The sequence below is a fragment of the Bradyrhizobium sp. sGM-13 genome, assembly GCF_018398875.1.
Classification (GTDB): Bacteria; Pseudomonadota; Alphaproteobacteria; order Rhizobiales; family Xanthobacteraceae; genus Bradyrhizobium.
In genome coordinates this window covers 185,138-203,589 of sequence record NZ_JAGWDK010000010.1, presented here as the reverse complement: position 1 = coordinate 203,589, position 18,452 = coordinate 185,138, and the positions used below count along the sequence as shown (strand labels likewise).

Annotated in this window: 18 protein-coding genes and 1 pseudogene; 12 read left to right on the top strand and 7 right to left on the bottom strand. The window is 61.8% G+C overall.

Features of this window, described 5'->3' with window-relative positions:
- Positions 1–2: 2 nt before the first annotated feature.
- Positions 3–2,099 carry a 3-hydroxyacyl-CoA dehydrogenase NAD-binding domain-containing protein gene (locus tag KJQ96_RS17585; RefSeq protein ID WP_213287838.1) on the top strand — a complete coding sequence of 699 codons (2,097 nt, stop codon included), beginning with the start codon at positions 3–5 and terminating at the stop codon, positions 2,097–2,099.
- Positions 2,100–2,173: 74 nt separating this feature from the next.
- On the top strand, positions 2,174–2,524 hold the full coding sequence (locus KJQ96_RS17580) for an acyl-CoA thioesterase (protein ID WP_141686447.1): 351 nt from the start codon (positions 2,174–2,176) through the stop codon (positions 2,522–2,524).
- Between the two features lie 138 nt (positions 2,525–2,662).
- Here the strand turns inward: KJQ96_RS17580 and KJQ96_RS17575 are convergent.
- Positions 2,663–2,962, bottom strand: a pseudogene (locus tag KJQ96_RS17575) (glycine zipper domain-containing protein); the annotation flags it as partial.
- A gap of 144 nt (positions 2,963–3,106) precedes the next feature.
- Between KJQ96_RS17575 and KJQ96_RS17570 the strand changes: the two are divergent.
- Positions 3,107–3,295, top strand: coding sequence for a hypothetical protein (locus KJQ96_RS17570; RefSeq protein WP_213287837.1), 189 nt, complete (start codon positions 3,107–3,109; stop codon positions 3,293–3,295).
- A 25-nt stretch (positions 3,296–3,320) separates the two neighbouring features.
- Here the strand turns inward: KJQ96_RS17570 and KJQ96_RS17565 are convergent, their stop codons facing one another.
- Positions 3,321–3,776 (bottom strand): nuclear transport factor 2 family protein, encoded by a 456-nt coding sequence (locus tag KJQ96_RS17565; protein WP_213287836.1) that lies wholly within the window; start codon positions 3,774–3,776, stop codon positions 3,321–3,323.
- 236 nt (positions 3,777–4,012) lie between these two features.
- Here KJQ96_RS17565 and KJQ96_RS17560 point away from each other — a divergent pair, with 236 nt between their 5' ends.
- From KJQ96_RS17560 to KJQ96_RS17520, 9 genes are all read left to right on the top strand, one after another.
- Positions 4,013–4,843 (top strand): DeoR/GlpR family DNA-binding transcription regulator, encoded by an 831-nt coding sequence (locus KJQ96_RS17560; RefSeq protein WP_213287835.1) that lies wholly within the window; start codon positions 4,013–4,015, stop codon positions 4,841–4,843.
- Positions 4,844–5,136: 293 nt separating this feature from the next.
- Positions 5,137–5,520 (top strand): RidA family protein, encoded by a 384-nt coding sequence (locus tag KJQ96_RS17555; protein ID WP_213287834.1) that lies wholly within the window; start codon positions 5,137–5,139, stop codon positions 5,518–5,520.
- A gap of 183 nt (positions 5,521–5,703) precedes the next feature.
- On the top strand, positions 5,704–7,248 hold the full coding sequence (glpD, locus tag KJQ96_RS17550; protein WP_213287833.1) for a glycerol-3-phosphate dehydrogenase: 1,545 nt from the start codon (positions 5,704–5,706) through the stop codon (positions 7,246–7,248).
- Entirely contained in the window at positions 7,245–8,384 is a 1,140-nt protein-coding gene (locus KJQ96_RS17545) for an ABC transporter ATP-binding protein (RefSeq protein WP_213287832.1), read from the top strand. The genes glpD and KJQ96_RS17545 overlap by 4 nt, the downstream gene beginning before the upstream one ends.
- A 12-nt stretch (positions 8,385–8,396) precedes the next feature.
- Positions 8,397–9,482 (top strand): ABC transporter ATP-binding protein, encoded by a 1,086-nt coding sequence (locus KJQ96_RS17540; protein ID WP_213287831.1) that lies wholly within the window; start codon positions 8,397–8,399, stop codon positions 9,480–9,482.
- Entirely contained in the window at positions 9,482–10,384 is a 903-nt protein-coding gene (locus KJQ96_RS17535) for a carbohydrate ABC transporter permease (RefSeq protein WP_213287830.1), read from the top strand. Before KJQ96_RS17540 ends, KJQ96_RS17535 begins: the two co-directional genes overlap by 1 nt.
- Positions 10,384–11,190 carry a carbohydrate ABC transporter permease gene (locus KJQ96_RS17530; protein ID WP_057844139.1) on the top strand — a complete coding sequence of 269 codons (807 nt, stop codon included), beginning with the start codon at positions 10,384–10,386 and terminating at the stop codon, positions 11,188–11,190. The genes KJQ96_RS17535 and KJQ96_RS17530 overlap by 1 nt, the downstream gene beginning before the upstream one ends.
- A 5-nt stretch (positions 11,191–11,195) precedes the next feature.
- The gene (locus tag KJQ96_RS17525; RefSeq protein WP_213287829.1) at positions 11,196–11,522 is read left to right on the top strand and encodes a DUF2160 domain-containing protein; all 327 of its coding nucleotides are present in this window, start codon (positions 11,196–11,198) and stop codon (positions 11,520–11,522) included.
- A gap of 128 nt (positions 11,523–11,650) precedes the next feature.
- Positions 11,651–13,393 (top strand): ABC transporter substrate-binding protein, encoded by a 1,743-nt coding sequence (locus tag KJQ96_RS17520; protein WP_213287914.1) that lies wholly within the window; start codon positions 11,651–11,653, stop codon positions 13,391–13,393.
- A 106-nt stretch (positions 13,394–13,499) separates the two neighbouring features.
- Here KJQ96_RS17520 and KJQ96_RS17515 read toward each other — a convergent pair whose 3' ends face one another.
- The 5 genes from KJQ96_RS17515 to KJQ96_RS17495 all read right to left on the bottom strand — a co-directional run bounded on the left by KJQ96_RS17515 (position 13,500) and on the right by KJQ96_RS17495 (position 18,411).
- Positions 13,500–14,600, bottom strand: coding sequence for an alkene reductase (locus tag KJQ96_RS17515; protein ID WP_213287913.1), 1,101 nt, complete (start codon positions 14,598–14,600; stop codon positions 13,500–13,502).
- A 217-nt stretch (positions 14,601–14,817) separates the two neighbouring features.
- Positions 14,818–15,441: an SPFH domain-containing protein gene (locus tag KJQ96_RS17510; protein ID WP_213287828.1), complete on the bottom strand. Its 624-nt coding sequence runs from the start codon at positions 15,439–15,441 to the stop codon at positions 14,818–14,820.
- 1,092 nt (positions 15,442–16,533) lie between these two features.
- Positions 16,534–16,815 carry a helix-turn-helix domain-containing protein gene (locus KJQ96_RS17505; RefSeq protein WP_213287827.1) on the bottom strand — a complete coding sequence of 94 codons (282 nt, stop codon included), beginning with the start codon at positions 16,813–16,815 and terminating at the stop codon, positions 16,534–16,536.
- A gap of 174 nt (positions 16,816–16,989) precedes the next feature.
- A complete protein-coding gene (locus KJQ96_RS17500) occupies positions 16,990–17,700 on the bottom strand; it encodes a gamma-glutamylcyclotransferase (protein ID WP_213287826.1) in 711 nt (236 codons plus the stop codon).
- Between the two features lie 225 nt (positions 17,701–17,925).
- A complete protein-coding gene (locus tag KJQ96_RS17495) occupies positions 17,926–18,411 on the bottom strand; it encodes a hypothetical protein (RefSeq protein ID WP_213287825.1) in 486 nt (161 codons plus the stop codon).
- Between the last annotated feature and the right edge of the window lie 41 nt (positions 18,412–18,452).

Here is an 18,452-nt window from a genome sequence, read left to right as displayed (position 1 = left end):
GCATGGATAGCCAGATCATGAACGTTCTCGGCGATCGCGTGCTCGAACTTGGGCCGAAGCCTGGCGCTGAGGGGCCGTACAAGAATTTCAGGCTGACTCGCGATGGCGACGGCGTCGCCTGGCTATTGTTCGATCGCGAAGGCACCAGCGCCAACACGCTGTCCGCCGATCTAATCGAGGAGCTCAGCAAGATCCTGTCCGAACTGGAAACCGCGCGGCCCACCGGTCTCGTCATCCGCTCCGGCAAAAAATCCGGCTTCATCGCCGGCGCGGACGTCAATGCCTTTCGCGGCGCCACCGATGCGGCGGCAGTCGAGGCCGAGATCGGCCGCGCCCATGCGGTGATCGATCGGCTTGAAGCCCTGCGCCTTCCGAGCGTGGCCGTGATCCACGGTTTCTGCCTCGGCGGCGGCCTCGAAGTGGCGCTGGCCTGTCAGATGCGGATCGCGATCGAGGACGCGCGGTTTGGCTTCCCCGAGGTGATGCTCGGCCTGCACCCCGGTCTCGGCGGCACCGTGCGCTTCACCCAGCTCGTCAATCCGATGCAGGCGATGCCGCTGATGCTGACCGGCAAGACCATCGATGCCCGCCGCGCAAAATCGCTCGGGCTGGTCGATGCCGTGACGCAGGAGCGGCATGTCTTGAATGCCGTGAAGGACGCGGTGTCCGGCCGCTTAAAGCGCGCGAAGCCCGGGCTGCTGAATAATCTGCTCAGCCTCGGCTTCGCCCGGGGCTTCCTCGCCTCGCGCATGCGCCGCGAGGCCGGCAAGGCGGCGCGGGAGGAGCATTATCCCGCGCCTTATGCGCTGATCGATCTCTGGGAAAGGCACGGCGGCGACCGGCGCGCGATGCTGAATGCGGAGAAAGCGTCTTTCGCCAGACTGATGGTGACGCCGACCGCGCAGAACCTGATCCGCGTGTTCTTCCTGCGCGAGCAGATGAAGAAGCTCGCGGGATCCGGCAACAGGATCGAGCATGTTCACGTCATCGGCGCCGGCGCCATGGGTGGCGACATCGCCGCATGGTGCGCCGGCCAGGATTTGCGGGTGACGCTCGCCGACATGAAGCCGGAGCCGATCGCAGGCGCGATCAAGCGCGCGGCCGATCTCTACGGCAAGATCCTGCGCAAGCGGACTGCCGTGCGCGATGCGCTGGACCGGCTGATGCCGGACATGCAGGCCGAAGGCGTCCGCAACGCCGATCTCATCATCGAGGCGGTGCCGGAAAAGCTGGAGCTGAAGCAGAACGTCTATGCCGACCTCGAACCGAAGATGAAGCCCGGCGCGATTCTTGCCACCAACACGTCGAGCATTCCGCTGCAGGACCTGCGCACCACGCTGCAAAAGCCCGAGCGGCTGCTGGGGCTACACTTCTTTAATCCCGTCTCGCGGCTGCAGCTCGTCGAAGTCGTCAGCCATGATGGCACGGATGCGCAGCTCCTGAAGGAGGCGCTGGCGTTCGTCGGCGCCATCGACCGGTTGCCGCTGCCCGTAAAGTCGTCGCCCGGCTTCCTCGTCAACCGCGCGCTGACGCCCTACATGCTGGAAGCGATGCTGATGCTGGACGAGAAGATCGACAAGACAGTGATCGACGCCGCCGCGAAAAAGTTCGGCATGCCGATGGGGCCGATCGAACTCGCCGACCAGGTCGGCCTCGACATCTGTCTCGACGTCGGCGACATGCTGCGCTCGAAATTCGGTGATCAGTTGCCACCGACGCCGGCCTGGTTGCGTGAGAAGGTTGCCAAAGGCGAACTCGGCCGTAAGGCGGGCAAGGGCTTTTACACCTGGAAGGGCGGCAAGGCCGATACCTCATCCGGCCTGCCCGCGACATCGGAACCTTCTGCGGAAATGACCGACAGGCTGATCCTGCCGATGTCGAATGTCTGTGTCGCCTGCTTGCGCGAAGGCATCGTCGACGATGCCGACGTGGTCGACGGCGCCGTTATCTTCGGCACCGGCTACGCGCCGTTCCGCGGCGGTCCCCTGAACTATGCGCGAACCCGAGGGATTGAGAATGTGGTCTCGACGCTGCGGGCGCTTACGGAAAAATTCGGCGGAAGATTTGCGCCGGATGCCGGTTGGGAGAATTTCAAGTGAATGAACCACGTCTGCACGCGCCGGTTTCGACTGAGACCGAGACCCGCGGTGATCTCTGCATTCGCACGCTGGCGATGCCAGCCGACACCAACGCTAATGGCGACATCTTCGGCGGCTGGCTCTTGAGCCAGATGGATATCGGCGGCGGCGTGTTCGCTTCCAAGATCGCGAAATCGCGCACGGTGACGGTCGCGATCGAGGCGATGAATTTCCGCAAGGCCGTCTATGTCGGCGACCTCGTTTCAGTCTACGCCAATCTGGTGCGGGTCGGGCGCACCTCGATCACGGTGCATCTCGAAGCCTGGGTCGTGCGTCGCAAGGAGTTGCAACAGATCCTGGTGACCGACGGCAACTTCACCTACGTCTCGATCGACGACAACGGCCGTCCGCAGCCGGTCAGTCCGGACGGCGTGATCAAGACCTAAACCTTACGGGCAGGGACGCTCGTAGCCGTCACGGCCGATGAAGGTGCCACGGCGCGGATCATAGGTCTGCGAGCGCATGCAGCGCGGGGTGTCGTCGTAATACCGGGGCGGTGGCGGGGCGTATTGCGCCTGGACGCCGCAGTAACGCGGCGAAACTGCGACCCAGCCGTCAGGCTGTTCCATGTAGCAACCGCCCTGATACCAGCGATAGCCGCCGGGCCGCGGCTCGCCCTGGGCGCCGATCGCAGCACCCGTCGTCGCCCCGACGATGGCGCCAACCGCCGCACCGCGGCCGCCGCCGAGCGCGCCGCCGACAATGGCGCCCGCCGCGCCGCCGAACAGCGCGCCGCCCAGCGTGCTTTCCTGCGCCGCCGCCTCTTGGAGCGGTGCGCAAGCCGCAAGGGCGACCAACATCGAGAGCGCGAATTTCGGCATCATGTCAGTTCTCCAGCCATTTGAACGATTCGCCAGCGTGTTCCGCGACCAGCTTTGGCATAGGTTGGCCTTGCGGCGCAACGGCGGAAGCAGGAACAATTGGCCTTGCAACCGGTTGTAGGCCCGCAATAAATCTGAGGCTGGGCCATGTCGGACACCTACATTATTGAAGTCGGCTCGCAGCCGGCAGGGATTATCGTGCGCGCTCCCGGCGGCTATCAGTTCTTCGCCGCCTCGCCCCGTTTCAACCAGTTGGAAGGACAGATATTTCGCAACGCGCGCGAGGCCGAGCGGGCGGCTCACCGTCTCGTCAGCGGGATGACGCTGGCGGCGTAACCGCCAGCGGCCGGTCTTCCGGCGGTCAGAGCTTGGTGGCCGACCGCGACAGCAGCTTCCAGTCCGAACCCTGTTTCTGCCAGTTCATCAGGACGTGCAGGTTCTGCGGCGTCTTCTTGCCGTCGGTGAACTCCTGCTCGCCGACGAAGTTGAAGCGCACGATAGCCGCCGGGCCGACGATACGGATGGTGGGGTTCTTGTATTCAAGCGAGGTCCATTTGTATTTCGCATTCTTGACGCCCGTCAGCAGTGCCGCCTTGTCGTCGACAGCTCCGCTGGAGTGGCTGTAGCTGAGTTCTTCCGCGCAGAGCGGGGCGATCCCCTCGGCATTGCCGGCCGCCTGCGCTGCACGGAAGGCTTCGACGTTCTTCGCGATGGCATCCTCGTCTGCGCCGGCGAAAGCGGGGACCGCGCTCATGAGCGCAACCCCAAGCCCAAGTGCTAGTACGGGCAAGGCGAGCTGACGGCGATCGATCTTCATGGTTTCCTCCATTCTTTTCTGGTTGTGATCACAGTGTTGCAGCCACAAATTGCTTTGTCGAGCGGCCGGGCGCATGTGCGGCTCGCACGGCTTCGGGCGGCGGTCGCCTTAACCAGGATTCGTTGTTTCGCCCTGCCAAACGCCTTTGCGGCCGATCTCCCTCGTTGACCGCGCTCCTAATCAGCCGCACCATAACGGCATCTTTGTGCCCAAGTCTGTTCTTCAGGGGTGCTGCCATGGCCGGATTGTCCCACCGTCAGACTGAAATCCTCAACATTGCCCGCGCCTTTGGCCGGGTGATGGTGGAAGATCTCGCCAAGCGGTTTGAGGTCTCGGCGCAGACCATCCGAAAAGACCTCAACGACCTTTGCGACCAGCGCTCGCTGACGCGCATCCATGGCGGCGCCATTATCGCCTCCGGCGTGGAGAACCTCGCCTATGAGGCGCGGCGCTTCGTGGCGGCAGAGGAAAAGCGGGCGATCGGCGTGGCCGCTGCATCGCGGATTCCGAACGGCTGCTCGCTGTTCATCAACATCGGCACCACGACGGAAGAAGTCGCGAGCGCGCTGACCTCGCATGAGGACCTGCTAGTCATCACCAACAACCTCAACGTCGCGATGCTTTTGTACCGGCATCCGCGCATCGAGGTGATCGTGGCGGGCGGCGCGGTGCGCCGTGCCGACGGGGCGGTGATCGGCTCGACCGCGATCAGCCTGATCGGCCAGTTCAAGGTCGACTACGCCATCATCGGGGCCTCCGCGATCGACGAGGAGGGTGCGCTCTTGGACTTCGACTATCGCGAGGTGCAGGCCGCGCAAGCGATCATCGCCAACGCCCGCAGCGTCATGCTGGTCGCGGATTCCACAAAACTCCGCCGCAGCGCGCCGGTGCGCATCGCCCATCTCAGCCAGATCCAGACCTTTGTGACTGACGCGCCGTTGCCGGCGGGTCTTGCCAGCATCTGCAGCCACCGCGGTATCGAGGTGGTCCAGGCGATGGAGAAGCCGGCGGCGGATATCGATGATTCCGGCGGCGAGCCGGCTTCGACCGTGGTGCGGCTGAAGTAGCGCGCGATTATCCGAGCGAGCCGAGCAGTGATCTCGTTTTCAGGAACTCCCGACACTTGGCGAGGCCAGGCCAAACGACAAGGGAGGCCTGCGCAGCCAGTTGAAGCTGAGATGACGGCCGGCAGCCTCGAAGGCCCGTTGAGCGGAGGCAGTCTGTAGCTCACCAGGATTCCACCCATAGGCGTTAGGCGCGCGCAGATTAGAAAATCTGACTCAACTGTCCAGGAAAAATGGTTTGTGCGCGACGAGTGCAGCGGTGCACGAGGTGACGTTTCGAGGACAGGAGAAACCTGATGCACATCCGACGCATCAATGCCGAAACAGTCACCGTGCCGACGACTGGCTACAGCCAGGCGCTAGAGGTCAGCGGTCACACCCGTCTGCTTTTTGTAAGTGGCCAGATTCCACTCGGCATCGACGGCACTGTGCCTGAGGGCTTTGAAGCGCAGTGCAGGCTTGCTTGGCGAAATGTCGAGGCTCAGCTCAAGGCAGCCGGCATGACCCTCGACAATCTGGTCATGCACAGGACCTACCTTGCCGACCGGCGCTACGCCCTTGTCAATCGCTCCGTGCGAAACGAAGTCCTGGGTGGACGGGAAACAGCGCTGACAGTGGTTATCGCTGGCATTTTCGACGAGGCGTGGCTTCTCGAAATCGAGGCCGTGGCCGCGGGCTGATACCGAGACCAATGCGCCGCACTGAGCCGGTGGTACGGACCCGTGCGGCCAAACCTGAGCTTACCCCTCAAGTAGGAGACCCGGTTCCCCGCTTTCGCCTTGCTTTCGTTTTTCTTTGTGATTAACTCCCATTCGAAAGCAAAGTCGCCGAAGTGAAGAGGCGATCGCCGGGGAAGCGTTTCGTTGGATCGGATATTCGACCTCGCCATTATCGGAGGCGGCATCAATGGCTGCGGCATCGCGCGCGATGCTGCGGGCCGGGGCAATTCCGTTTTCCTGTGTGAAATGAACGACTTGGCGAGCGGAACGTCGTCCTGGTCGACCAAGTTGGTGCATGGCGGGCTGCGCTATCTCGAATATTACGAGTTCCGGCTGGTCCGCGAGGCGCTGATCGAGCGCGAAGTCCTGTGGCAGATCGCGCCTCACATCATCCGTCCTTTGCGTTTCGTTTTGCCGCACCACGCTGGCTTGCGGCCGGCCTGGCTGCTCAGGTTAGGGTTGTTCCTGTATGACCACATCGGCGGCCGTCATCTCCTGCCGCCGACGCGCTCGGTCGATCTGGTCCATGACGAGGTGGGCAAACCCTTGATCGCCAACCGTTACAAGCGCGGTTTCGAATATTCCGATTGCTTCGTCGATGACGCGCGCCTTGTCGTACTCACCGCACGCGACGCAGCCGATCGCGGCGCCGAAATTCACACCCGCTCGCGCGCGATCGAGATCCGGCAGGTCGATGGCATCTGGCAGGTCACCGTCGAGAACACGATCAGCGGCGAGCGCACCACCATCCAGGCGCGCGCGCTGGTCAATGCTGGCGGTCCGTGGGTGGAGCAGGTGCTGTCGTCGGGCTCAGGCGTCAACGCGCGGGCAAAGGTGCGGCTGGTACAGGGCTCACACATCGTGGTGCGCAAGCTATATGAGCACGACCGCGCCTACATGTTTCAGAATGCCGACGGCCGCATCATCTTTGTCATCCCCTACCAGGACGACTTTACGCTGATCGGCACCACTGATCGCGACTATGAAGGCGACCCCGCCAAGGTGAAAGCCAGCCCTGAGGAGATTCAATATCTCTGCGCCTCCGCCAGCGAGTACCTGAAGAAGACGATACTGCCCGCGGATGTGGTCTGGACCTATTCCGGCGTCCGCCCGCTCTATGATGACGGTGCCAGCGAGGCCAAGGCCGCGACTCGCGATTACGTGTTCGAACTCGATACGCCTGGTGGTGCGCCGCTGCTGTCGATCTATGGTGGTAAGATCACGACCTATCGGCGGCTCGCCGAGGAAGCACTGGAACGGCTTTCACCATATTTGAGCAGCGACAAAGCGAAAGAGGGCTGGACAGGCAAGGCGCCACTGCCTGGCGGCAACATGGATGTTTCGGCGGTCGCCGCGCTGACGGCAGAACTGATGCGGAAGTATCCGTTCCTGACCTCGGCGCATGCTGGCCGGCTCGCGCATGCCTATGGCACGCGCGCGACAAAATTGCTCGGCAATGCGAAATCATTGGCCGATCTAGGCCAGGCGTTTGGCGCTACCTTGACCGAAAGCGAGGTCCGGTACCTGATTTCGACCGAGTGGGCTTGCAGCGCCGAAGACGTGGTGTGGCGAAGGTCCAAACTCGGCTTACGACTGTCGGCCGATGAAATCGCCGTGCTCGACGAATGGATCAAGTCCAGCAGCGCCTCCGGTGAACGTGCGTTGCGCGGAGCGGGAGGGCGGACATGAGCGTCACGCTCGAACACGTCACGCGAACCGTGGATGGCATGGCGACCATTCGCGACGTCTCGCTGACGCTGGAGCGCGGCACGCTGAGCGTGCTGCTCGGGCCGACATTGTCGGGCAAGACCTCGATCATGCGGCTGCTCGCCGGTCTCGACAAGCCGTCAACCGGTCGCGTGCTGGTCGACGGCAACGACGTCACCGGCGCCGATGTGCGGCAGCGCTCGGTCGCAATGGTCTATCAGCAGTTCATCAATTATCCCTCGCTGACGGTGTACGAGAACATCGCCTCGCCCTTGCGGGTTCAGGGCCGGCCGCGCGAGGAGATCGACCACCGCGTGCAGGAGGCCGCGAAACTCTTGCGGCTCGAGCCCTATCTGAAGCGTACGCCGCTGCAGCTTTCCGGTGGCCAACAGCAGCGCACCGCGATCGCACGTGCGCTGGTCAAGGGCGCCGACCTCGTGCTGCTCGATGAGCCTCTCGCCAATCTCGATTACAAGCTCCGTGAAGAGCTGCGCACCGAACTGCCGCGCATCTTCGAGGCGTCGGGCGCGATCTTCGTCTATGCCACCACCGAACCCTCGGAGGCGCTGCTGCTCGGCGGCAACACGGTGTGCATGTGGGAAGGCCAGGTGCTTCAGGCCGGCAATACATCGCAAGTCTATCGCCGTCCCGATACGCTGCGGGTCGCACAGGTATTTTCAGATCCGCCGCTCAACATCGTCGGTATCGAGAAGAAGAACGGGCAGGTCGCATATGCCGGCGGCATCCAGGCGCCGGCCATCGGGCTCTATGCGCAGCTTTCCGACGGCCCCTATCGCGTCGGCTTCCGGGCCCACCAACTCGAAGTGGCGAACGGCGTCGCCGGCCGCCACGCGTTTCACGCTACTGTCACCGTGACTGAGATCACCGGCTCGGAAAGTTTCGTGCATCTCAACCGCGACGCTTCCAACTGGGTTGCGGTGCTGCCGGGCGTGCATGAATATGAGCCCGGCCAGACGCTCGATGCCGTGCTCGATCCCGACAATGTCTTCGTGTTCGACGCCGCCGATCGCCTGGTCGCAGCGCCCGCCATCGCGTTTTCAAGCGAAATGCGTAACGTTTCGCTTGGAGAAAACGCATCAAAAGCCAAGAGCATGTGAGGGAGATGCGATATGGCACGCATTGACCTCGTCGATCTCGCGCATTCCTACGGCGGCAATGACGCTGCGCCCGAATCCTTTGCGTTGAAGCCGGTGACCATGACCTGGCGGCAGGGCGGGGCCTACGCGCTGCTCGGCCCCTCCGGCTGCGGCAAGACCACGCTGCTCAATCTGATCTCCGGCATCGTCACGCCGTCGCGCGGAAAAATCCTGTTCGACGGCGCCGATATCACGCCGCTGTCAACCCAGAAGCGCAACATCGCGCAGGTGTTCCAGTTTCCGGTGATCTACGACACGATGACGGTCGGGCAGAACCTCGCATTCCCACTGCAGAACCGCGGCGTGCCGAAGGCCGAGGTCGAGGCGCGGGTGAGGCAGATCGCCGATCTCCTCGATCTGACGTTCTATCTCGACCGCAAGGCGACGCGCCTGACCGCGGACGCCAAGCAGAAGATTTCACTCGGCCGCGGCCTCGTCCGTTCCGACGTTGCCGCCGTATTATTCGACGAGCCGCTGACGGTGATCGACCCTGAATTGAAGTGGCAGTTGCGCTCGAAGCTGAAGGCGCTGCATCGCGAACTCGATCTCACGATGATCTACGTCACCCATGACCAGACCGAGGCGCTGACTTTTGCCGATACGGTGGTGGTCATGCATGACGGCCGCGTCGTGCAGAGCGGCACACCGGCCGAACTGTTTGACAAGCCCGCGCATACGTTCGTGGGTTACTTCATCGGCTCGCCCGGCATGAACATCGTGCCGGCTGTCGTGAGCGGGCATGAGGCCCGGATCGACGGCCACATCATCGGCCTGCACCGCAATTACGGCGTGCTGCCGGCGGGTGCGAAAATCGAGATCGGCGTGCGCCCGGAATTCGTCAATATCGCCGCTCCCGCGTCGGGCCTGTTATCGGCTGCGATCGAACGGATCGACGATCTTGGTCGTGCCCGCTTCGCCCGCGTTCGTATCGGCGACGCCAAGTTTGCCGCGCGCGTGCCGCCCGGATTCTCCGTGCCTGACAATATGGTCGGGCTGGTGTTCGATCCCGCGCATGTTCACGTCTATGCCGACAGCCGTCTGGTCGAGGGGGTTGCCTGATGGACAAGATCGTCAACCAAAAAGCCTGGTTCCTGGTGCTGCCGGTATTCGCGGTGGTCGCGTTCTCCGCGATTCTGCCGCTGATGACGGTGGTGAACTATTCGATGCAGGACACGTTCGGCAACAACCAGTTCTTCTGGAACGGCGTCGGCTGGTTCAAGGAGCTGCTCGATCCCTCGACCGATCTCGGCGGACGCTTCCTGGCCTCGCTCGGCCGCAATCTGTTGTTCTCGGCCATCATACTTGCAATCGAGGTGCCGCTCGGCATCGTTGTGGCGCTGTCGATGCCGCGCGAGGGCTGGACCGTCGCCGTATGTCTTGTGATCCTCGCTTTGCCGCTGCTGATTCCGTGGAACGTGGTCGGCACGATCTGGCAGATCTTTGGCCGGCCCGATATCGGCCTGCTCGGCTATACGCTCAACAGCCTCGGGTTCGACTATAATTACGTCTCCAACGAGTTCGATGCCTGGGCGACCGTCATCGTGATGGACGTGTGGCACTGGACCAGCCTCGTCGCGCTACTGTGCTATGCCGGGCTGAAGTCGATCCCGGATGCGTATTACCAGGCGGCTCAGATCGACGGCGCCTCGCGCTGGGCGGTGTTCAAGGCGATCCAATTGCCGAAGATGAACCGCGTGCTGCTGATCGCCGTGCTGCTGCGCTTCATGGACAGTTTTATGATCTACACCGAACCGTTCGTGGTGACCGGTGGCGGTCCGGGCAACTCGACCACCTTCGTTTCGATCGAACTGGTCAAGATCGCCCTCGGGCAATTCGACCTCGGCAAGGCTGCCGCTCTCTCGCTCGTCTACAATTTGATCATCCTGATCGTGTGCTGGGTATTCTACACGGTCATGACCAATGTCGGGACCGAGCGTCCTGAGAAGAAGGGAGCCGCGTGATGCACTCGATTCCCGGCCGCCGCCTCATCATCTCGCTGTTTTTGATTTTCTTGCTGTTGCCGATCTACTGGCTCGTCAACATGAGCTTCAAGACCAATGCCGAGATCGTCACCACGATGACGCTTTGGCCGCACCAGCCGACGCTGGAAAACTACAAGCGCATCTTCACCGACGAGAGCTGGTATTCCGGCTACATCAACTCGCTGACCTATGTGTTGATCAACACCGTGATCTCGATCGCCGTGGCGCTGCCGGCCGCCTACGGCTTCTCGCGCTACCGCTTCCTCGGCGACAAGCATCTGTTCTTCTGGCTGTTGTCGAACCGCATGGCGCCGGCCGCGGTGTTCGCGCTGCCGTTCTTCAATCTCTACTCGGCGATCAATCTGTTCGATACGCCATGGGCGGTCGCGCTGGCGCACTGCATCTTCAATGTGCCGCTGGCGGTCTGGATTCTCGAAGGCTTCGTCTCGGGCGTGCCGCGCGAGATCGACGAGACCGCATTCCTCGACGGCTATTCATTCCCGCGCTTCTTCGTCAAGATCCTGGTGCCGCTGATCGCGAGCGGCATCGGCGTCGCCGCGTTCTTCTGCTTCATGTTCTCCTGGGTCGAATTGCTGCTGGCGCGTACCTTGACCTCGGTCAACGCCAAGCCGATTTCCGCGATCATGACCCGCACGGTCTCAGCCGCGGGCATGGATTGGGGGCTACTGGCGGCGGCCGGCGTGCTCACCATCATCCCCGGTGCCTTGGTTATCTGGTTCGTCCGCAACTACATCGCTCGCGGTTTTGCGCTGGGCAGGGTGTAGCAGCCATGGAAAACATCGCATGGATGGCCTGGACGCTGCCGACCGCGATCTTCTTCGTGATGCTGGCGCTGACGCTCGGCGTGATGACATGGCTTGGGATCGCCTATCCCGAAGCCGAGCGCGTCGGCATCCTGCGAATTCCGACCACGCGCGGCGACCGGCTGTTCATTTCGCTAGTGCTTGCCGCCGTCATCCATCTGTTGTGGATCGCCTTTGTCGGCACCGATCCGCTTCTGACGCTGCCGATCGGGGAGGGCGTTGAGATTTCGAGCCTGTGGCTCGCAACCCTGATTTCGCTCGTTTCGGCCGTTGCGGTCTTTCGCACGGTCTGAAACGGCGGAAAAAGACAGATCCGGGATCAACCCGGGCCTGAATATGTGTTTGTCGCTGCAACGGAGGATCCAACATGCGACGCTTGAGAGGAAGAAACGGTCCCTTGACCAAGGAGAGCTTTCTGACGATGACCAGCGCGGCTGCGCTGATTGCCGCATCCGTGACCATTGCCGCACCTGCGCGTGCGGACGACGCCGTCAATCAAAGGTGGATCGACAGCGAGTTCCAGCCCTCGACGCTGTCGAAGGCGGACCAGATGAAGGAGTTGCAATGGTTCGCCAAGGCGGCCGAGCCCTTCAAGGGCATGGAAATCAACGTCGTGTCGGAAACGATCACGACGCATGAATATGAAGCGCGCACGCTGGCGAAAGCCTTCACCGAGATCACGGGGATCAAGGTCAAGCACGACCTGATCCAGGAAGGCGACGTCGTCGAGAAGCTGCAGACCCAGATGCAGTCCGGCAAGAACGTCTATGACGGCTGGATCAATGATAGCGACCTGATCGGCACCCACGTCCGCTACGGCCAGACCGTGATCCTGTCGGACTACATGACCGGTGAGGGCAAGGACGTCACCAACCCGCAGCTCGACGTCAACGACTTCATCGGCAAATCCTTCACCACGGGCCCGGACGGCAAGCTCTATCAGTTGCCCGACCAGCAGTTTGCGAACCTCTATTGGTTCCGTTACGACTGGTTCTCCAATCCGGAATACAAAGCCAAGTTCAAGGCGAAGTATGGCTACGAGCTCGGCGTTCCCGTGAACTGGTCGGCCTATGAAGACATCGCCGAGTTCTTCACCAACGACATCAAGGAGATCAACGGCGTCAAGGTCTATGGCCACATGGACTATGGCAAGAAGGATCCATCGCTTGGCTGGCGTTTCACCGACGCCTGGCTGTCGATGGCCGGCAACGGCGACAAGGGTATCCCGAACGGCCTGCCGGTCGACGAATGGGGCATCCGCATGGAAGGTTGCCGTCCGGTCGGCTCGTCGGTCGAGCGCGGCGGCGACACCAACGGCCCGGCGGCGGTCTATTCGATCACCAAATACCTAGACTGGATGAAGAAGTATGCTCCGCCCCAGGCGCAAGGCATGACCTTCTCCGAAGCAGGTCCAGTGCCGGCGCAAGGCAACATCGCCCAGCAGATCTTCTGGTACACCGCCTTCACCGCCGACATGGTGAAGCCCGGTATCCCGGTCGTGAACGCCGACGGCACGCCGAAGTGGCGCATGGCACCGTCGCCGCACGGCTCATACTGGAAAGAGGGCATGAAGCTCGGCTACCAGGACGCCGGCTCCGCGACGCTGCTGAAGTCGACCCCGCCCGATCGCCGCAAGGCGGCCTGGCTCTATCTGCAATTCATCAACTCCAAAACGGTTAGCTTGAAGAAGAGCCATGTCGGCCTCACGTTCGTGCGTGAATCCGACATCTGGGACAAGTCGTTCACCGAGCGCGCGCCGAAGCTCGGCGGCCTGATCGAGTTCTACCGCTCGCCCGCGCGCGTGCAGTGGACACCGACCGGCAACAACGTGCCCGACTATCCGAAGCTCGCGCAATTGTGGTGGCAGAACATCGGCGATGCGTCGTCCGGTGCGAAGACGCCGCAAGCTGCGATGGATGCGCTGGCCGCAGCGCAGGACTCGGTGCTCGAGCGTCTCGAGAAATCCGGTGTGCAGAAGGAGTGCGGGCCGAAGCTGAACAAGAAGGAGACCGCCGAGTTCTGGTTCGCCAAGGCCGAGAAAGACAAGACCATCGCGCCGCAGCGCAAGCTGGCGAACGAGAAGCCGAAGGGCGAGACGGTCGACTACGACGCGCTGATCAAGTCGTGGCCGGCCACTCCGCCGAAGCGGGCGGAGGCGAAGTGAGCTTCGCAGACTACGAGTGATGCAAACACGCGAAAGGCCGGGAGCGATCCCGGTCTTTTTTCTCACCTCTCCCCGCGAAGAGCGGGGAGAGGGAGCGCACTGTGCCTCACTCCGCCGCCTGCGCCGCTGCCAACGTCGGATAATCCGTGTATCCCTTCGCCCCGCCGCCGTAGAACGTCGCCTTGTCCCACTCATTCAGCGGCGCGCCCTTCTTCAGCCGCTCGACCAGGTCGGGATTCGAGATGAACGGCTTGCCGAATGCGATCAGGTCGGCGGCGCCGGCTTCGAGCACTTTGGTCGCGAGGTCGAAATCGTAGCCGTTGTTGGCGACATAGGTGCCGCTGAAGCGCTTGCGCAAGGACGCGTAATCGAACGGCGCGATATCGCGCGGGCCGCCGGTCGCGCCTTCGATGACATGGATGTAGCTCAGCTTCAGCGCGCTGAGCCCATCCACGATATGATCGAACAGCGGCTGCGGATTAGAATCGGACACATCGTTGGCCGGCGTTACCGGCGAGATGCGGATGCCGGTGCACTCGGGGCCGGCAATCACGGCCACCGCCTGCGACACTTCCAGCATCAGCTTTGCGCGGTTTTCGATTCCTCCGCCGTAAGCATCCGTGCGCTTGTTGGTGCCGTCCTTGGCGAACTGGTCGAGCAGGTAGCCGTTGGCGCCGTGGATCTCGACGCCGTCAAAACCGGCGGCCAGCGCATTCTCGGTGCCGCGCTTGAAGTCGTCGATGATATCCGGAATTTCCGATAGCTCCAGCGCGCGCGGCTCGGAGATTTCGGTGAAAGTGCCGCCCACAAATGTCTTGCCCTTGGCGCGGATCGCCGACGGCGCGACCGGCTTGCCGCCGCCGGGCTGCAGCGTGGTGTGCGAGATGCGGCCGACATGCCAGATCTGGATGAAGATGCGCCCGCTTTTTTCGTGCACGCGGTCGGTGACCTTGCGCCAGCCTTCGACCTGCTCCTTCGAATAGATGCCGGGCGTGTCCTGATAGCCCTGGCCCTGCTGCGAAACCTGGCTCGCTTCGGTGATGAGCAATCCGGCGGAGGCGCGCTGGCCGTAATAGTCGATCGCGAGCGGGCTCGGCACCATCCCGGGCGGTACCGCGCGGTTGCGGGTCAGCGGCGCCATCACGAGGCGGTTGGGGAGCGTAATCGGCCCAAGCTTGAAGGGCTCGAACAGTTTGGTCTGGCTCATGTCGGAGATGTCCGGATGGATGATGATAAAGAAGAGTTGGGCATTACGGGCAGTTTGGCAATGCCAGAGCCATTCGGCTTGCGCAGACGAGCTGCGCACGGTACCGGCCGCACCGGTGTCGAGCCGTAGCGTTTGCGCGCCGGCGTAGGATAATTGTTTCGCAATCGGCATCGGCGCAGCATAGGCAATCTCTCTACGGGCGCCGGATCACAGTGGTTCAGGCTTCCTTCATCATGCTGTGGCGCGCCGCAGATCCCATGCGTCGATTGTCCAGCTCCGCGACGGGTGCGGTGGAATCTACCTGCAGCAGCTCGAAAGTCAGGCATTCGCAACCGATCGAGCGAAGCACCTGGCTGGCGGCCTTCTGGGCGCTGTTGCCAAAACTCTGGTGATCCATCTGAATTTCCAGACGGGACTTTCGGCTGCACACCGCTTTCGCGACCGATTGCAGGCGGATGAATATTTCGTCCCGGTAGTTCTGGGTGCTTTCGAAAGCGGCCCTGGGATCGACGATTTTCGTCCGGACGACATAGACGAGGTTGACCGCAAAGCGGTCGGCGGACACCGCACCTTGCGTGAACCGAAACACCTCGGGGCGCAAATCGATCCGCGCCAATTGGCGGCTGCCGGCGCGGATCCGGTGCCGGCCGGGCATCAGGGCCTTTTCAAAACGCCCGTTCCGGTAGAGCAGCACGGTTTCGAACTGCTGCACCCAGACCCGATCGAAGCCGAGCAGCGTCATGACGCCTTTCCTGAACAGCGTCGAAATCCAGGTCCATGCGCCGGCGATTAGAACGATTACGATCAAAGAAAAAACGATAGAGCCCAGAAGTTCACCCACTTTTATCCTTCCCTGCCGTGTTCTTATCTCGTTGGCGGATACCGCGATCTCAGCTCTTCTCTTGGCTCTTCCTGCGTCGAAAATAAGTCATTCTATCTGAAGTAGAACGATTAAACGAAAAAGCGCAGCTCTTCCCTGACATTTGGATTTCCGATCGGCACATCATGACGCCGGATTGCCGGCGTTTCCCCGTCGTCCCTGCCTCCGTGCGCAATCGCGCACTCGGCGCGTGGACCCATAGCCACTGCTCGCGGTTGTCGGCGGGATAGCGGCTCCAGCTCCGCGTCACAATTTGCATTCGTGGTTATGGGTCCCTGCGTTCGCAGGAACGACGTGGGGCGCGTTTCCAATCAATTTTTCAAACAGCGACGAGGGTGCGCATCTGCATTCTCGCGGCGCATTGCGCCCGAGGCTTGCATCTTCTGTTGTCCCTCTTGAAATAGAGGGCGCAGGGAAGACCGGGTGCTTGCTGCACCCGCGATCTCGTGTGCAGGTGCGCATAAGGAACGCGCACACGAGCATACAGGTACAGCGGGAGCATCCCGGCCTTCCCTGCGCAATGGCTTTACGGCTTACTTCGTGCTCTCCCCGGAGAACGGCTCTTTTGCCTCCGTCGCTGCGCAAATAGTTTCACGCAGCTTAGCGCCAGCACCGCGGCGCCCATACCACACGACTTCGCCGTACGCTTCCTGCGCCTACGTCTTGCGCATTCCACGTCCATCACATCTCACCGCACGTTCGTGACGATCGCGAGCGCCCCTCAATGGGTGAGACGGGCGGAATTATGCGGCTGATTTGCCCCTCGTGTTAAGCGGAACATTTTTGATTCCCGGGCTTGACATTATTTCGGAAAATCAGAAGTGATTTGCCCGTCGTGCCAATTGGTCGCAGGCCGCAGCACGAAATCGCGCTTGTGCGGCAGGCAAATCAGTCCGCGGCCCGCAGGGGGCAAAGGCGCAAAGCGCCGTGCCCACCAACTCACGCCGCGCTCGTGATGGTAGGCACGGCGGACAGGTCGTCGCGCACGCGTCGCATGACGTTGCGGCGATTTCCGGTTCAAGTGTCAGATAGCGTGGATTGCGCCGCCGCACTCTAGCCATGTTCGGGTACGTCGGCCCCATCAGTCGCGTACTGCCGGATCTTGTTTCGCATCGTGCGCACCGAAAGTCCGAGCAGGCGCGCGGCGTGGGTGCGATTGCCGTGACAGCGCGCCAGCGTCTGCAGCACGAGCTCGCGCTCGATCGCCTCGACCGTCGAGCCGACCAGCATCGGCACAATCTCGTGGGGTGAGGGTGTCTGAGAATCCGATAGCGGAATCTCGGGGACGAGGACACAGTCCGCGCCAAGGCAAAAATCATCATGCTCCCGGGGCATCAACACCTCCCGATCGACGCTTGCTCCGAAACGCGGAGCAGAAACATCAGGAATCACAACCCCCTGCCGAAGGGAAGCGTGGGCCCGAATGGTTAACGGAAGGTTAATAGGCACTCATCCGGCTACGCTTGCTGCAGAAGCGATTAAGTAATCAGGAATCGGTTCGGTGGTGTCTCACTTCGATGTCTGGCAGCGAAGTGAGGATTGCAGCCTTTCCGCCACCAGCGCCTGGAGTTGCCATAACGATTCGTCGTGAATGCCCAATTCCTCCAATCGGAATACCGTTTCTCTGAGGTACTCCGCGCAGGAGCCCCAGTGTCCCGCAGCTGATGCCAAAATGTCAGCGGCCTCATCTAACTGCAACTTCCCGGCGTAGTGGGGGCTTTGACGGTTTACCGCCATTCCGAGAGCCCGGATCAGACCTTCATCTGTTTCAACGGTCATCCAACGCGGTACGTTCACCGCTGGCTTGACCACCATTTCGCGGCGAAACAGGACATTTAGGCTCGCCGAGATCTGCGCCGGAGGGAGCTTAAAGACCATACCTTTGCACCTGCCGCCGCGATCAAGTGCGAGCATCAATCCCGGCCTATCTCGGGTGCCCCGAAAGCGGGCCACCCGAAAGCAAAACGCTCGATGCCATCCGCGAACTGTGGCTATCCGGCTTTCGGTAAATTCACATGCCGGCTTCCAGAGAAGCGAACCATAACCAAAGAGCCAGACATCACCAACTGGAGCTTGTGCGAGAACGTTGCCTATGGCCACGTCGTAATCTTCATCAGTCATGTACACCGCGCCGGGACTGGGGCCTGCATCCTCGACCAAGCGCGTGGCGCGAGCCACGAGATCGGCTGTGAGCGCCATCTCTCGAAGCGTTCTCGGCATGGTATCTGTCCCTATGAGAGGTGACAAAACTAATCCATCTGCCTCAGCAGCAAGTAGCCCGCAGGAGCATAGCGATATGCGGGCGGTTTAAAAACCCTGGATATCGCTTCGCTCATCCGGGCCGCGCCTGTCGATTGAGCGATGATCAGTCGTTGCTCCAGCCGCGTGACACAAGCACTGCGCGGCTCATTTCCTTCTCGTATATCCCGTCAGCGCAGTGCCCCGTCAAAGGTCGAGTCTGAACGGCACCCAGGCGTCGGCGACCGGAGTGTATGCCTCGCCTACAAGCTCGGTTTCGTGCACCTCGATGTTGTGAAAACCGTCCCAGGAAATGCGCGGGCTATGCCATCCGGAGTTGCCGGCTCCTATCGCAATGAAATCGCTCGAACACTGGAATACGACGGAGCCGAGCAATCGAATCGAAATAACCTGTTCGATATCCACCGCCATGCAATCGATGACGGTACGGCTCTCCGGATCGACGAAACAAGCCTCACCCTGCGCCACGACAATGACGCAGGTTTCGTCGGGGTGATTAAGAACAACATTGCAGGCGGTCTCGCCTCCGATGAAGTTACCCACCCACGGTTCAGATGCCCTGGGATAGAAGCGCACCACCAGCCCTTCGCGATGTTCGCGCGCGCCGTTCCTGGTGAAAGAGATGGCCATCGGGCCATACGGCGGCAAACCTGGTAGGATTTCGAAGCGCATGAATCGGAGCTCGCGAGTAGGGCCGAGTTCGTGAAAACTTT